The 12130-nt window shown below is 73.5% G+C and carries 9 protein-coding genes; 4 read left to right on the top strand and 5 right to left on the bottom strand.

All coding sequences use genetic code 11. The features are described from left to right. Positions 1–48 precede the first annotated feature (48 nt). The 3 genes from ACIBH3_RS18415 to ACIBH3_RS18425 all read right to left on the bottom strand — a co-directional run bounded on the left by ACIBH3_RS18415 (position 49) and on the right by ACIBH3_RS18425 (position 4122). The gene (locus ACIBH3_RS18415) at positions 49–1140 is read right to left on the bottom strand and encodes an endonuclease/exonuclease/phosphatase family protein (RefSeq protein WP_396313019.1); all 1092 of its coding nucleotides are present in this window, start codon (positions 1138–1140) and stop codon (positions 49–51) included. A 156-nt stretch (positions 1141–1296) separates the two neighbouring features. Beyond that, positions 1297–2196 (bottom strand): TetR/AcrR family transcriptional regulator, encoded by a 900-nt coding sequence (locus ACIBH3_RS18420; protein WP_396313020.1) that lies wholly within the window; start codon positions 2194–2196, stop codon positions 1297–1299. Positions 2197–2430: 234 nt separating this feature from the next. Beyond that, positions 2431–4122 (bottom strand): DHA2 family efflux MFS transporter permease subunit, encoded by a 1692-nt coding sequence (locus ACIBH3_RS18425; protein ID WP_396313021.1) that lies wholly within the window; start codon positions 4120–4122, stop codon positions 2431–2433. A 262-nt stretch (positions 4123–4384) separates the two neighbouring features. On the opposite strand from ACIBH3_RS18425, the gene panB reads away from it, so the two are divergent. From panB to ACIBH3_RS18440, 3 genes are all read left to right on the top strand, one after another. Then, positions 4385–5254 carry a 3-methyl-2-oxobutanoate hydroxymethyltransferase gene (gene panB / locus ACIBH3_RS18430; protein WP_396313022.1) on the top strand — a complete coding sequence of 290 codons (870 nt, stop codon included), beginning with the start codon at positions 4385–4387 and terminating at the stop codon, positions 5252–5254. Positions 5255–5396: 142 nt separating this feature from the next. Beyond that, complete coding sequence (locus ACIBH3_RS18435) at positions 5397–6434, top strand: ATP-binding cassette domain-containing protein (protein WP_396313023.1); 1038 nt, start codon at positions 5397–5399, stop codon at positions 6432–6434. Next, the gene (locus ACIBH3_RS18440) at positions 6431–7255 is read left to right on the top strand and encodes an ABC transporter permease (RefSeq protein WP_396313024.1); all 825 of its coding nucleotides are present in this window, start codon (positions 6431–6433) and stop codon (positions 7253–7255) included. The genes ACIBH3_RS18435 and ACIBH3_RS18440 overlap by 4 nt, the downstream gene beginning before the upstream one ends. A 75-nt stretch (positions 7256–7330) precedes the next feature. On the opposite strand, the gene ACIBH3_RS18445 is transcribed toward ACIBH3_RS18440, so the two are convergent. Next, positions 7331–10783, bottom strand: coding sequence for an AfsR/SARP family transcriptional regulator (locus tag ACIBH3_RS18445; RefSeq protein ID WP_396313025.1), 3453 nt, complete (start codon positions 10781–10783; stop codon positions 7331–7333). Positions 10784–11001: 218 nt separating this feature from the next. On the opposite strand from ACIBH3_RS18445, the gene ACIBH3_RS18450 reads away from it, so the two are divergent. Next, complete coding sequence (locus tag ACIBH3_RS18450) at positions 11002–11814, top strand: site-2 protease family protein (RefSeq protein WP_396313026.1); 813 nt, start codon at positions 11002–11004, stop codon at positions 11812–11814. 106 nt (positions 11815–11920) lie between these two features. On the opposite strand, the gene ACIBH3_RS18455 is transcribed toward ACIBH3_RS18450, so the two are convergent. Further along, positions 11921–12097: a hypothetical protein gene (locus ACIBH3_RS18455; protein ID WP_396313027.1), complete on the bottom strand. Its 177-nt coding sequence runs from the start codon at positions 12095–12097 to the stop codon at positions 11921–11923. Positions 12098–12130 lie beyond the last annotated feature (33 nt).

Below are 12130 nucleotides of genomic sequence, written 5' to 3' on the forward strand. Positions count from 1 at the left end.
GTGGCCCCGCGCCGGCGCCAGGAGGCCCGGGGCCGGCGGGCGTGCGCGTCAGTACTTGTAGTCGGCGGAGACCGCCCGGTGGTCGCTGCCGTCGGAGCCGAGCACCCGGGAGTCGGTGGGCTTCAGGCCGCCCCGGCTCAGGATCTGGTCGATCCGGGCCATCGGGAAGGCGTCCGGCCAGCTGAAGCCGAAGCCGTCACCGGCGGCGCCCTGGGCGGACCGCATCTGCGAGGTGATCGGCGCGAGGCTGCGGTCGTTCATGGTGCCGTTGAGGTCGCCCAGCAGCAGCACCTTCTTCAGGCTCTCGGCCTGGATGGCATCGCCCAGCGCCTGGGCGCTCATGTCCCGCTGACCGGCCGTGAATCCGCTGTCGAACTTCACCCGGACGGATGGCAGGTGCGCGACGAACACCGCCACCGGCCCCTGGGGAGTGGTCACCTGGGCGCGGAAGGCCCTGGTCCAGCCGATCCTGATGTCCACCACCGAGACTCCGCTGATCGGGTACTTCGACCAGAGGCCGACCGTGCCCTCCACCGCGTGGTACGGGTAGGTCTCCGCCAGCCCGCTCTCGTAGGTGCGCAGGTGGCTGCCGGCCAGCTCCTGGAGCGCGACGATCTGCGCACCGGAGTCCTTCAGCAGCTTGACCGTGCCGGCCGGGTCGGTGTTGGCGGCGGCCACGTTGTGGGTGAGGACCGTCCAGTCCCCCTTGCCGCTGCTCTTGTCGGTCAGCAGGCCGCCGAACAGGTTGAGCCAGACCACGGCCGGCAGCGTGATCGCCACCAGCGCCGTCGCGGAGCGCCGCCAGAGGGCCAGCGCCAGCAGCACCGGCACCGCCAGGCCGATCCACGGCAGGAAGGTCTCCAGCAGGCTGCCGAGGTTGCCGACGCCGTTGGGGACCTGGGAGTGGAGGGCCAGCAGCAGGGTGGTGAGCAGGGCCAGCGCGGCGATGACCGGACCACGGCGCCAGGTGTTGCGGCCCCTGCCGTCCACCCCCCAGCTCCAGCCCCGGCCGGGCCGGGAGGCGGCGCCGCCGAAGGACGGTACGGCGTCGCGGGACGGTACGCCGTCGGAGGGTGCTACGCCGTCGGAGGGGGGTAGGCCGTCGCCGGTCGGTGCCGCTGCCCTGTCCGCCTGCGCCATGTGGTGCCCTTCGTGCTGGGGTGTTGCCGGTCGGTGTCGGACTGATGCCGTTTTTGTCGGATTCTCGGCTCAGCCTATGACGGCACAGACGCGGGCACGGCCGACCGGGGTTGCGGCACGGCGCGCTTTGGTGAGGCAGCCCACGTTTGCGGCTGGCTACGAGTGCGTGGGCGAAGGAGCCGGAGACGCCGGGGGTGCCGGCGAGGGCTGGGGTGCCGGCGAGGACGAGGGCGCCGGCGAGGACGACGAGGGTGCGCGGTCGGCCGCGAGGCCCTGGAGCAGCGCGTCCACCATCTGCTCGGCGAGCCGCGGGTCACTGAGGTCGGAGTCGTCCCAGAGCACGGTGCGGCTCAGGATCGGGCCGAGCAGCAGGTCGTAGAGCAGGTCCTCGCCGAGGTCCGCGCGCAGGGCGCCCTCCTCGACACCGCGCCGTACGACTGCGCGCAGCAGCTCCCGGCGGGGCTTGATCACCCGCTCCTTGTAGGCCGCGTGCAGCTCGGGCCAGGCGTGGGTCTGGCCGAGCGCGGCCTTGAGCACCCAGCGCGAGCGCTTGGCGAGGCCGCGCTGACGCATGTACTCGACCATCGTCACCAGGTCCTCGCGGATGCTGCCGCCGGTGAGCTGGAACTCGGGGGCCTCCATCCGGGCGACCACGTCGACCAGCAGGGCCTCCTTGTTGGGCCAGCGCCGGTAGATGGTGGCCTTGCCGACGCCGGCGGCCGTCGCGATGCCCTCGACGGAGAAGTCGGAGAGGCCCGCGCCGCTCTCCATCAGCTGCTCGACGGCGGCGAAGATCGCGTGTTCCGCGGCCTCACTGCGCGGCCGCCCCCGGCGCGGGGCCTGGCACGGCGGCGCCCCGCCGGGGCCGCGCCCGCCCTGGGCGCTGACGCCCTGTGCTCCGGCTGTCTGCACGGCGGCCGCCCCTGTGGTGGCCACCGGTGCGGGGACGGTGCGCCCGGTGTCGGCGGATGCGGCGGGTTCGGCCTCCGTGGGCACAGCGGGTACGGCGTCGGCCTGCGCGGCAGCGGGCACCGAGGCCGTGGTGTCCGTCTCCATCAGTCCTCAGTCCTCTTCTCAGCGGCCCCGCCGGCGCCGGCCGGCGGGAGCGAGCTCCCGGTTCCGCGTGCGCGGGCTGCGCACGGCACCCCGGCATTCTCCCCCGGGCCGTTCGAGCGCCGGGCTCGCGGCGCGGGGATGTCGGCCGTGGGCACCGGCCGCGGCGCCCCACGGCAGCGGCCCTGCCGCCCCGGAGATTCCCGGAGGGCAGGGCCCCATTCTCCACCCACCGGGTCAGGCCTCGGCAGCCTCGGGCTGCGGCGTACGGGCGGACGCGGCGCCCGCGGCGCCCGCCGGGGCCGGTACCGGCGCGCCCGGGAGCAGGGTCGGAGAGCCGGGAGCGGCCGTCGGCGCGGTGCCCGGGGCAGCGGCCGGAGCCGCGCCCTGAGCGGTCGGCTTGCCCGGCAGCAGGAACCAGGCCAGCAGGACACCCACCGCCGTCACCCCGGCGGACACGCCGGCCACCACGTGCATCGCGTGGATGAAGGACTCCTGGGCCGGTCCGACCAGCTCCGCCCCCTTGGGGCCGAGCTTGGCGGCGACGCCGAGGGTGGCCTCCAGGGACTCGCCGGCCTTGTCCCGCAGTCCGGCCGGGAGCTGGTCGAGCCGGTCGGAGACGCCGTCCCGGTAGACGGTGGAGAGCACCGCGCCGAGGACGGCCACCCCGAGCGAGCCGCCGACCTGGCGGAAGGTGTTGTTGAGCGCCGAGCCGGCCCCGGCCTTCTCCCGCGGCAGCGAGCCCATGATCGCGACGGTGACGGGCGGCATCACGTGCGCCATTCCGGCACCCATCAGGAACCCGAGGACCACCAGCACCCAGATCGGCGTGGTGACGCCGAGCAGCAGGTAGCCGAGGAAGGCGACGGCGATCAGCGCCATGCCGCCGGCGCAGGTCGCCCGTACGCCGAAGCGGTCGACCACCAGCCGGGCCCGGGGCGCGAAGAGCAGCTGGGCGACGGCCAGCGGGAGCATCAGGACCCCGGCCTGGAGGGCGCTGTAGCCGCGCACGCTCTGGGTGTAGAAGACGCCGAAGAAGGAGACGCCCATCAGCGCGAAGAACACCAGGCCGATGACGGTGACGGAGGCGCTGAACACCCGGTTGCGGAACCAGCCCACGTCCAGCGCGGGGTGGTCGGTGCGCTTCTCGTGCACGACGAAGGCGACCAGCGCGAGCACGCCGATCAGGACCGGCACCCAGGCGGCGGGCGCGGTGAGGTCGGCCAGCTCGCCGCCCTTGATGATGCCGTAGATCAGGGCGACCAGGCCGATCACCGAGAGCAGCACGCCGAGCGGGTCCAGCCGGCCCGGCCGCGGGTCGCGGGAGTCCGGGACGAGCAGCGCCATGGCGACCAGTGCGACCAGCACGATCGGGACGTTGACCAGGAAGACCGAGCCCCACCAGAAGTGCTCGATCAGCGCGCCTCCGGTGATCGGGCCGATGGCGATCGCCAGGCCCACCGCGCCGGCCCAGATGCCGATCGCCTTGGGCTGCTCGGAGCGCTCGAAGACGTTCATGATGATGGCGAGCGTGGCGGGCATCACGAAGGCGCCGCCGAGGCCCATCACGGCGCGGTAGCCGATGAGTTCGCCGGGCGAGGTGGCGAGGGCCGAGAGCAGCGAGCCGAGGCCGAACACCAGCATGCCGGCGAGCAGCGACTTCTTGCGCCCGAAGCGGTCGCCGAGCAGCCCGGCCGTGAAGAGCAGGCCCGCGAAGACCAGGGTGTAGGAGTTGATCGACCACTCCAGGTCGCTCTGCGAGGCGCCGAGCCCGACCGGGGCGGGGGACGCGATGGTCTTCATCGCGACGTTGAGGATCGAGTTGTCCAGGACCACGACCAGCAGGGCGAGCACCAGGGTGCCCAGGATCGCCCAGCGGCGTCGGTGGATCGCTTCGGATATCCGCGGTGGCGCGGGCGAGCTGCTCATGTGTGTCTTCCCGTCGGTGCGAAGTGCCGCTTGCGGGACCTTCCGAGACGACGGCGTCTCGTAACCCCCTCCGACAGAGTAGCCCCAGTTTCGATACGAGACGGGCCCGTATCGTAAAGATTGGGCAAAGGCACGCTGTGGCGTACGTCGCACACGGTCGGGTACGCGCCTCTTTGCGCCCGGGCCGGGGCGTGCAAGCATGGAGGAGATCCGGGGACGCCGCACGGCGCCACGAGACGACAACCCTTCAGGAGCCTGTTCGATGAACGCTTCTTCGCCCTCGCCTGCCCAGAACCAGGCGTCGACCGCCACCCTCTACGGAGGCGTCACCAACCGCCGCGTCACCGTCCGCGACCTCGCCGCAGCCAAGCAGCGCGGCGAGAAGTGGTCGATGCTCACCGCGTACGACGCCCTCACCGGGGGCGTCTTCGACGAGGCCGGCATCCCCGTCCTGCTGGTCGGCGACTCGGCGGGCAACTGCCACCTCGGCTACGAGACCACCGTGCCGGTGACCATGGATCAGATGGTGATGCTCTCCGCCGCCGTCGTCCGCGGCACCAAGCGAGCGATGATCATCGGCGACATGCCGTTCGGCTCCTACCAGGAGTCCCCCGCGCAGGCCATGCACAACGCCGCCCGCCTGATGAAGGAGGCCGGCGTCGGCGCCGTCAAGCTGGAGGGCGGCGAGCGCAGCGCCCGCTCGATCGAGCTGCTGGTCGAGGCCGGCATCCCGGTGATGGCCCACATCGGCCTGACCCCGCAGTCCGTCCACGCCTTCGGCGGCTACCCCGTCCAGGGCCGCGGCGACGAGGCCGCGCACCAGCTGCTGCGCGACGCCAAGGCCGTCCAGCAGGCCGGCGCGTTCGCCGTCGTGCTGGAGGCCGTACCGGCCGAGCTGGCCGCCCAGGTCACCGGGCAGCTGGCCATCCCCACCGTCGGCATCGGCGCCGGGGCCGACTGCGACGCCCAGGTGCTGGTCTGGACGGACATGGCCGGCATGACGGCGGGCCGGGTGCCCAAGTTCGTCAAGCAGTACGCCAACCTTCGGGCCGTCCTCGGCGACGCCGCCCGCGAGTTCGCCGCCGACGTCTCCGGCGGCGCCTTCCCGGCGCCGGAGCACACCTTCAAGTGAGCCGCACCCGAGGCCGCCGGGCCGGCCGGCCCGGCGAGTGAACCGGTCGGCCGACCACGGCCGACGCCCCGCTGACAGCCCGCTGACAGTGCCGACAGGGCGCTGACAGCGGTCTGACAGCCGGGCCGGACAGCCTGGTGGCATGACACGAATCGCCACCGCCCCGAACGAGCAGGGGACCAGCGGCAACGCGGTCGAGGTGCACGGGATCGTCAAGCACTACGGCGAGACCAAGGCCCTCGACGGCGTCGACCTGACCGTCAGGCAGGGCACCGTCCTCGGCGTCCTGGGCCCCAACGGCGCCGGCAAGACGACGCTGGTGCGTATCCTCTCCACCCTGATCAAGCCCGACGCCGGGACCGCGTTCGTCGGCGGCTACGACGTCCTGCGCCAGCCCAAGCAGCTGCGCCGCACCATCGGTCTGACCGGGCAGTACGCCTCCGTCGACGAGATGCTCTCCGGCTACGAGAACCTCTACCTGATCGGCCGGCTGCTCGACCTCTCCCGCCAGGAGGCCAGATCCCGCGCCACCGAGCTGCTGGAGCGCTTCTCGCTCACCGAGGCCGCCAAGCGGATCGCCAAGACGTACTCCGGCGGTATGCGCCGGCGGCTCGACCTCGCGGCCAGCATGATCGGCCGCCCCCGGGTCCTCTACCTGGACGAGCCCACCACCGGCCTGGACCCGCGCACCCGCAACGAGGTCTGGGACGAGGTCCAGCGCATGGTCGCCGAGGGCGCGACCGTCCTGCTCACCACCCAGTACATGGAGGAGGCCGAGCAGCTGGCGCACGAGCTCACCGTGATAGACCGGGGCAAGGTGATCGCCTCCGGCGGTGTCGCCGAACTCAAGGCCCAGGTCGGCGGCCAGACCCTCCAGGTGCGCCCGGCCCACCCGGCCGACCTGCCCGAGATGGCCCGCTGCCTGCGTGAGCACGGCATCCCCGTCGCCACCTTCTCCACCGACACCGGGCTGCTCTCCGTCCCCCTCACCGGGGAGGAGCAGCTCACCGCCGTGGTCGGGGTGCTCGGCACCCGCGGCTTCGCGATCGCCGGGATCGACACCCTGGTGCCCAGCCTGGACGAGGTCTTCCTGGCCATCACCGGCAAGCCCGCCGCACCGGCCGACGCGCCGGGCGCCGACGCCACCCCCGCGACCCTTGCGAAGGAGCCCGTCGCATGAGCGCCGCGACCCTCACCCCGGCCCTGCCCAAGTCCTCGACCGCCGACGACCCGAGGATCGGCCTGCGCTCCACCCTGCGCCACGTCGGCGCGCTGACCCGCCGCAACCTGCTGCGGATCAAGGCGGACCCCGAGTCGATGATCGACGCACTGCTGGTGCCGATCATCTTCACGCTGCTCTTCGTCTACGTCTTCGGCGGCGCCGTCTCCGGCAACCAGCACGACTACATCCAGTACATGATCCCCGGCCTGCTGGGCACCACCGGGCTGAACCTGGCGATGGCCGTCGGCACCGGCCTCAACTCGGACTTCCAGACCGGCGTGATGGACCGCTTCCGTACGCTGCCGATCGGCCGCGCCGCCGTCCTGCTCTCCAAGATGGCGGCGGAGACCCTGCGCTGCCTGGTCTCGTTCACCATCCTGATCGGCTTCGCGATGCTGCTCGGCCTGGAGATCAGGACCGGCGTCCTCCACCTGCTCGCCGCGGTCGGTCTGTCGCTGACCTTCGGCATGTCGATCGTCTGGGTCTCGATGCTGCTCGGCATGGCCATGCGCAGCGCGCAGGCCGTCCAGGGGGTCACCATGCTCGCGGTCATGCCGCTGCAGTTCGGCAGCTCGATCTTCGCGCCGACCAGCACCATGCCGGGCTGGCTGCAGTCCTTCACCAAGTACAACCCGCTCTCCGCGCTGGCGGACGCCTGCCGCAACCTGATCAACGGCGGGCCGCTGACGCACGCGGTGCTGGTGGTGCTGATCTGGTCGGCGGCGATCACCGCCGTGACCGCGCCGCTGGCGGTGGCCCGGTTCCGCAAGCGGACCTGACCGCGGCCCGGCGCCGGACGCCACCGCCCGCACGCCGCCACGGCCGACCGCAGAGCGCGGCCGGCCGTGGCGGCGTCAGCGCGCGAGCCAGTGCGCGATAGCGTCCAGCGCGGTGGATGCCTCCCGCAGCGAGAAGCCACCGCCCTCGGCGTACGCGGCCTCGTAGGCCTCGTCACCCAGCATCCGGCGCAGGCTCCGCTCGGCGCGCTCCTGCTCGGAGCGGTCCAGGAAGCCGCCCTTGGGCCCGTTCAGCCCGGCGTACGCGCCCATCAGCGAGGCTGCCTCCAGGGCGGGTTCGCGGGTGCCGTCCCGCTCGGCGAAGACCCTGAGCACGCCCACCGCGGGCGGTACCAGCATCACCGTCATCTGCTCGACGAAGCCGCCGCTGATCCGGTCCCGGACCACGGCCAGCATCCGCAGCCCCTCCCGGAGCATCTCAAGACCGCGCTCGGGGTCGCCGGCCCGGGCCACCACCCAGGCCCGGGTGCAGCAGAGCATGCCCGTGACCAGGCCGACCGGGCCCGGACCGAGGTTGCTCGCCGCCAGCAGGTCCAGCTCCACCAGCGCCCCCGGGAAGTCCTCGCGGTGTGTCCGGACGGCGCACAGCAGCAGGTGCCCCAGCAGCCGGGCGCCGTTGGCCGCATGGCTCGGGCCGGGCTCCAGGTCCGCCAGGGCGGACCGGATGGCGTGCTCCCCCTCGTCGAGGTCGCGGGCGAGCAGCGCGTTGCCGAGCTGCACCCTCAGCATCGGCACCTCGTGCGGCGCCCCCAGCTCCTCGGCCAGCTCGATCGCCTGACGGTAGGCCTCGGCGGCCTGGTCGGACGATCCCCCGTTCGCCAGGGCCTCGCCGCGGGCCGCCAGCGCCTGGGACATGCCCCAGCGGTCGCCGACCCGGACGAACAGCTCCAGTGACTCCTCGCCGTCCCGGATGCTCTGCTCCGCGCCGCCCGGCCAGTCGTTCATCATCTTGGCGCGGATCTGCAGGATGAACGCCAGGTCGGCGTCCGTGCCGTGGACCCGGCAGCCCGCCACCGCGTCGTCCAGCAGCTCCCGCATCCCCTCCAGCTTGCCGACCAGGAACGCCCCGAACACCCGCATCAGCCCGGGGAACCGGTACGCCTGTGGCAGGTCCGGGGTGTAGGTGTCCAGGATGCGCCGCGACAGTGCCGCGGCCCGGCGGTCGCCCAGCACGTCCAGGTTGCCCTCGAACTGGCAGGTCAGACTGAAGATCGCCAGCTGTCTGCGGGCCTCGGCCAGCACTCCGTCCGGCAGCGGCAACTCGTGCTCCAGCACGGGCCACTCCAGCGGCTGCGGCGCCGGGCCGTCCTCGGCGAACGGCTCGGGGCCCAGCGCCGCCACCGCCTCGTACCAGCCGGCGGCCTCGGCGCCGTAGCCGCGCAGGGCCCAGAACCAGCTCATCCCGAGGACCAGGACCAGCGCCTCCTGCTCCTCGCCCCGGTCGACGGCCCGACGCAGCGCGGCGCGGATGTTGTCCTGCTCACGCTCCAGTACGGCCAGCCAGTGCAGTTGCTTCGGGCCGTGCAGGTCCAGCTCGGCGGCGCGGACCAGCTCCCTGAAGTGCCGCAGGTGACGCAGCTGCACGTCGTCCCCGACGGCCTGGGCCAGCCGCTCGGCGGCGTACTCGTGGATCGTCTCCAGCATCCAGTAGCGCGGCGGACCCTCGCCGCCCAGGCCCGCCACCAGCAGGGACTTGTCGACCAGCGAGAGGAGCAGGTCGGCGACGTCGGCGCGGGGCACGTCGGCCCCGTCCGAGCAGACCGCCTCGGCGTTCTCCAGCGTCCAGCCGCCGGAGAAGGCCGAGAGCCGCCGCAGCACCGCTCGTTCGCGCTTGCCGAGCAGGTCCCAGCTCCAGTCGACGACGGCGCGCAGGGTCTGCTGGCGGGGCAGCACGGTACGGCTGCCGGCGGTGAGCAGGGCGAACCGGCCGTCGAGCCGGTTCGCGATCTGACGTGGCGTCATGACCCTGAGCCGGGCCGCCGCGAGCTCGATGGCGAGCGGCAAGCCGTCCAGCCGGCGGCAGATCTCGGCAACGGCCTCCGGGTCGGCGTCCGGCTCGAAGCCGGGCCGGGCCGCGGCGCCCCGCTCCGCCAGTAGCCGCAGGGCGACCGGGTCGGGCAGCGGCTCGACCGGCAGGACGCTCTCACCGGGCACCCCGAGCGGCTCGCGGCTGGTCGCCAGTACGGTCAACTCGGGGCACTCGGCGAGTAGTTGGTCGACCAACTCGGCGGCGGCCTGGATCAGGTGCTCGCAGTTGTCCAGGACGATCAGCATCCGGCGGCGCCCGCAGTGCTCGATGATCCGACGCACCGGGTCGCCGCTGCGGCCCTCGATCACCTCGGCGACCATGCCGCCGGTGTGCAGGGCCGTGGCGCGCAGGCCCAGCGCGGAGAGCACCGCGCCGGCGACGTCCTCCGGGCTCTCCAGCGGGGCGAGTTCGGCCAGCCAGACGCCGTCCGGCCACTGCCCGCCCTCCTGTTCGGCGCGGCCCGCCTCGACCGAGAGTCTGGTCTTGCCGGAGCCGCCGGGGCCGGTCAGGGTGGTCAACCGCCCGGTGGTCAGCGCCGTACGCAGGGCGGCCAGGTCGCTCTCGCGGCCGACGAAGCTGGTGAGGCGCGCGCGCAGGTTGCCCGCGGGCCGGGCGGGCGGCGCGCCGGGGGTCGTCGGGGTGGCGGGGGCGGGCGGCGCGGCGAGGGGTGTCGGGGTGGCGGGGGCGGGCGGCGCGGCGGGAGCAGCAGGGGCGGCCCGGCGGGGTTCCGGCGGCCTGCCCGCCTGGACCTGCGGCGCGGAGTCGGCCGGCGGCTGGAGCAACTCGTGGTACAGGTCCAGCAGTTGCCGGCCCGGATCGGTGCCCAGCTCCTTTGCCAGCGCCCGCCGGGCGAGGTCGTACTGGCGCAGCGCGTCCGCCGTCCGCCCGCTCTCGTACAGCGCGCGGATCTGCAGGTAGCGCAGCTGCTCGTCCAGCGGATACTGCTCACAGAGCTCGGCGAGTTCGGCGGTGAGCTCCGGGGCGCGCCCGAGGCCGAGCTCGGCGGTGATCCGGTGGCGGCGGGCCTCCTCGCGCTGGGCCTCCAGCCGGACGGCCGGACCGCCGGGATCGGGCAGGTCGGCCAGGGCGGGCCCGCGCCACAGCGCCAGCGCGGCGCACAGCCGCTCGGCGGCACGCGCCTGGTCGGCGGCCTCCAGCGCCCGGCGGCCCTCGGTCGACAGCCGCTGGAAGTCGGCCAGATCGCTGTGCGGGCCGGTCAGCCAGTACCCGGCCGGGCCGGAGCCGACCTCGTCCCGGCCTATGGTGCGGCGCAGCCGGCCGACCAGGGTCTGCAGCGCGGCGGCGGAGTCCTGCGGCAGCTCGGTGTCCCAGACCTCGTCCACCAGCAGCTCGGCGGGCACCGGCCGGCCCTGCCGGAGCACCAGCGCGGCCAGCAGGGCCCGCAGCCGCGCCCCGCCGAGGGATACGGGCGTGCCGTCGTCGTGGTGGGCCGTGGTCGTACCCAGGATGCCGTAGTACACCCGCCCCATTCTGGAGGACGCCCGGCCGGGCGCACGCACATATACCGGCCGCGGCACCTCCCGGCCAGGAACCCCGGACGCCGTCCCGGACGTTCTCCGGGGACGGCTTGTCCGGGCCCGGGCCCGGCGGGCATGATCGGTCCCCGGCCCGCCCGGGCCGTTCACCGCCGATCGCCCACCGCGTTCCGTCCGCCCCCGACCCTCGGAGCCCACGCATCATGACCTTCGCCGCAACGCAGCGCTCGCGCAGCGAGGACCGCCGGATCAGCCCGGTCTTCTGGGTGCTGCTCGGGATCCTCGGCACCTCGGGCTGGGCCGTGTGGGCGGGCTACGGCAACGCACCCGGCTTCGGCGTGTTCCTGTTCGTGGTGGCCGGTTGGATGGTCTCGCTCTGCCTGCACGAGTACGCCCACGCGCGCACCGCACTGCACGGCGGGGACATCTCGATCGGCGCCAAGGGGTACCTGACCCTCAATCCGTTCAAGTACGCCAACGCGCTGCTGAGCTTCGTCCTGCCGGTGGTGTTCATCATCATGGGCGGCATCGGCCTGCCCGGCGGCGCGGTGTACATCGAGCGGCACCGCATCCGGGGCCGGCTCAAGCACAGCCTGATCTCGGCGGCCGGGCCGCTGGTGAACGTGGCCTGCGCGGCGCTGCTGCTGATCCCGGTCGGCGCCGGCTGGCTCGACGACGCACCCGGCACGGCCCAGATCGGTCCGTACGAGGTCACCGTGCTGCCCGCCGCGCTGGCGTTCCTGGGCCTGCTCCAGGTCAGCGCCTCGCTGCTGAACCTGCTGCCGGTGCCCGGCCTGGACGGTTACGGGATCGTCGAGCCCTGGCTGTCGCTGAAGGCCCGCCGGGCGGTCGAGCCGTTCGCGCCGTACGGGCTGCTCGCGGTGTTCATCCTGCTGTGGCAGTCCCAGATCGGCAGCTGGTTCTTCAACCTGGTGTACGACATCACCGGCGCCTTCGGGGTGTCGGAGGGCGACATCTGGATCGGCCAGCACCTGTTCCGGTTCTGGGAGCTCTGAACCGGGCCCGAGCCCGCTCGCGCTGTTGCTCCCCGGGCGTCGACGCCGGTCGGCCTGCCGGCTCGGGGCCTGGGGGCCTGGGGGCCTGGGGGCCGCCGCCCGTCCGCTAGCCGTCCCGGCCCTCCAGGCGGGCCTTGCGCACGTGGAACCACGCGATGTTGCTGGAGACGCCCGCCAGCAGCACCCACACCACTCCCAGCCAGTTGCCCTGCACGAAGGAGACCACGGCTGCGGTCACCGCGAGGACGAGCACGATCGAGGCGTAGAGGGCGGTGCGGGGCATGAGAGAGGGCTCCTAGGGCCGGGTACGGTCAGC

The organism is Kitasatospora sp. NPDC050543, from assembly GCF_044457565.1.
In the GTDB taxonomy this organism is placed as follows: Bacteria; Actinomycetota; Actinomycetes; order Streptomycetales; family Streptomycetaceae; genus Kitasatospora.

What these genes read in the sequence shown, in the direction of transcription:
- ACIBH3_RS18415 (WP_396313019.1), bottom strand. Translation starts at nt 1,140, where the DNA reads ATGGCGCAGGCGGACAGGGCAGCGGCACCGACCGGCGACGGCCTACCC.
- ACIBH3_RS18420 (WP_396313020.1), bottom strand. Translation starts at nt 2,196, where the DNA reads ATGGAGACGGACACCACGGCCTCGGTGCCCGCTGCCGCGCAGGCCGAC.
- ACIBH3_RS18425 (WP_396313021.1), bottom strand. Translation starts at nt 4,122, where the DNA reads ATGAGCAGCTCGCCCGCGCCACCGCGGATATCCGAAGCGATCCACCGA.
- panB (WP_396313022.1), top strand. Translation starts at nt 4,385, where the DNA reads ATGAACGCTTCTTCGCCCTCGCCTGCCCAGAACCAGGCGTCGACCGCC.
- ACIBH3_RS18435 (WP_396313023.1), top strand. Translation starts at nt 5,397, where the DNA reads ATGACACGAATCGCCACCGCCCCGAACGAGCAGGGGACCAGCGGCAAC.
- ACIBH3_RS18440 (WP_396313024.1), top strand. Translation starts at nt 6,431, where the DNA reads ATGAGCGCCGCGACCCTCACCCCGGCCCTGCCCAAGTCCTCGACCGCC.
- ACIBH3_RS18450 (WP_396313026.1), top strand. Translation starts at nt 11,002, where the DNA reads ATGACCTTCGCCGCAACGCAGCGCTCGCGCAGCGAGGACCGCCGGATC.
- ACIBH3_RS18455 (WP_396313027.1), bottom strand. Translation starts at nt 12,097, where the DNA reads ATGCCCCGCACCGCCCTCTACGCCTCGATCGTGCTCGTCCTCGCGGTG.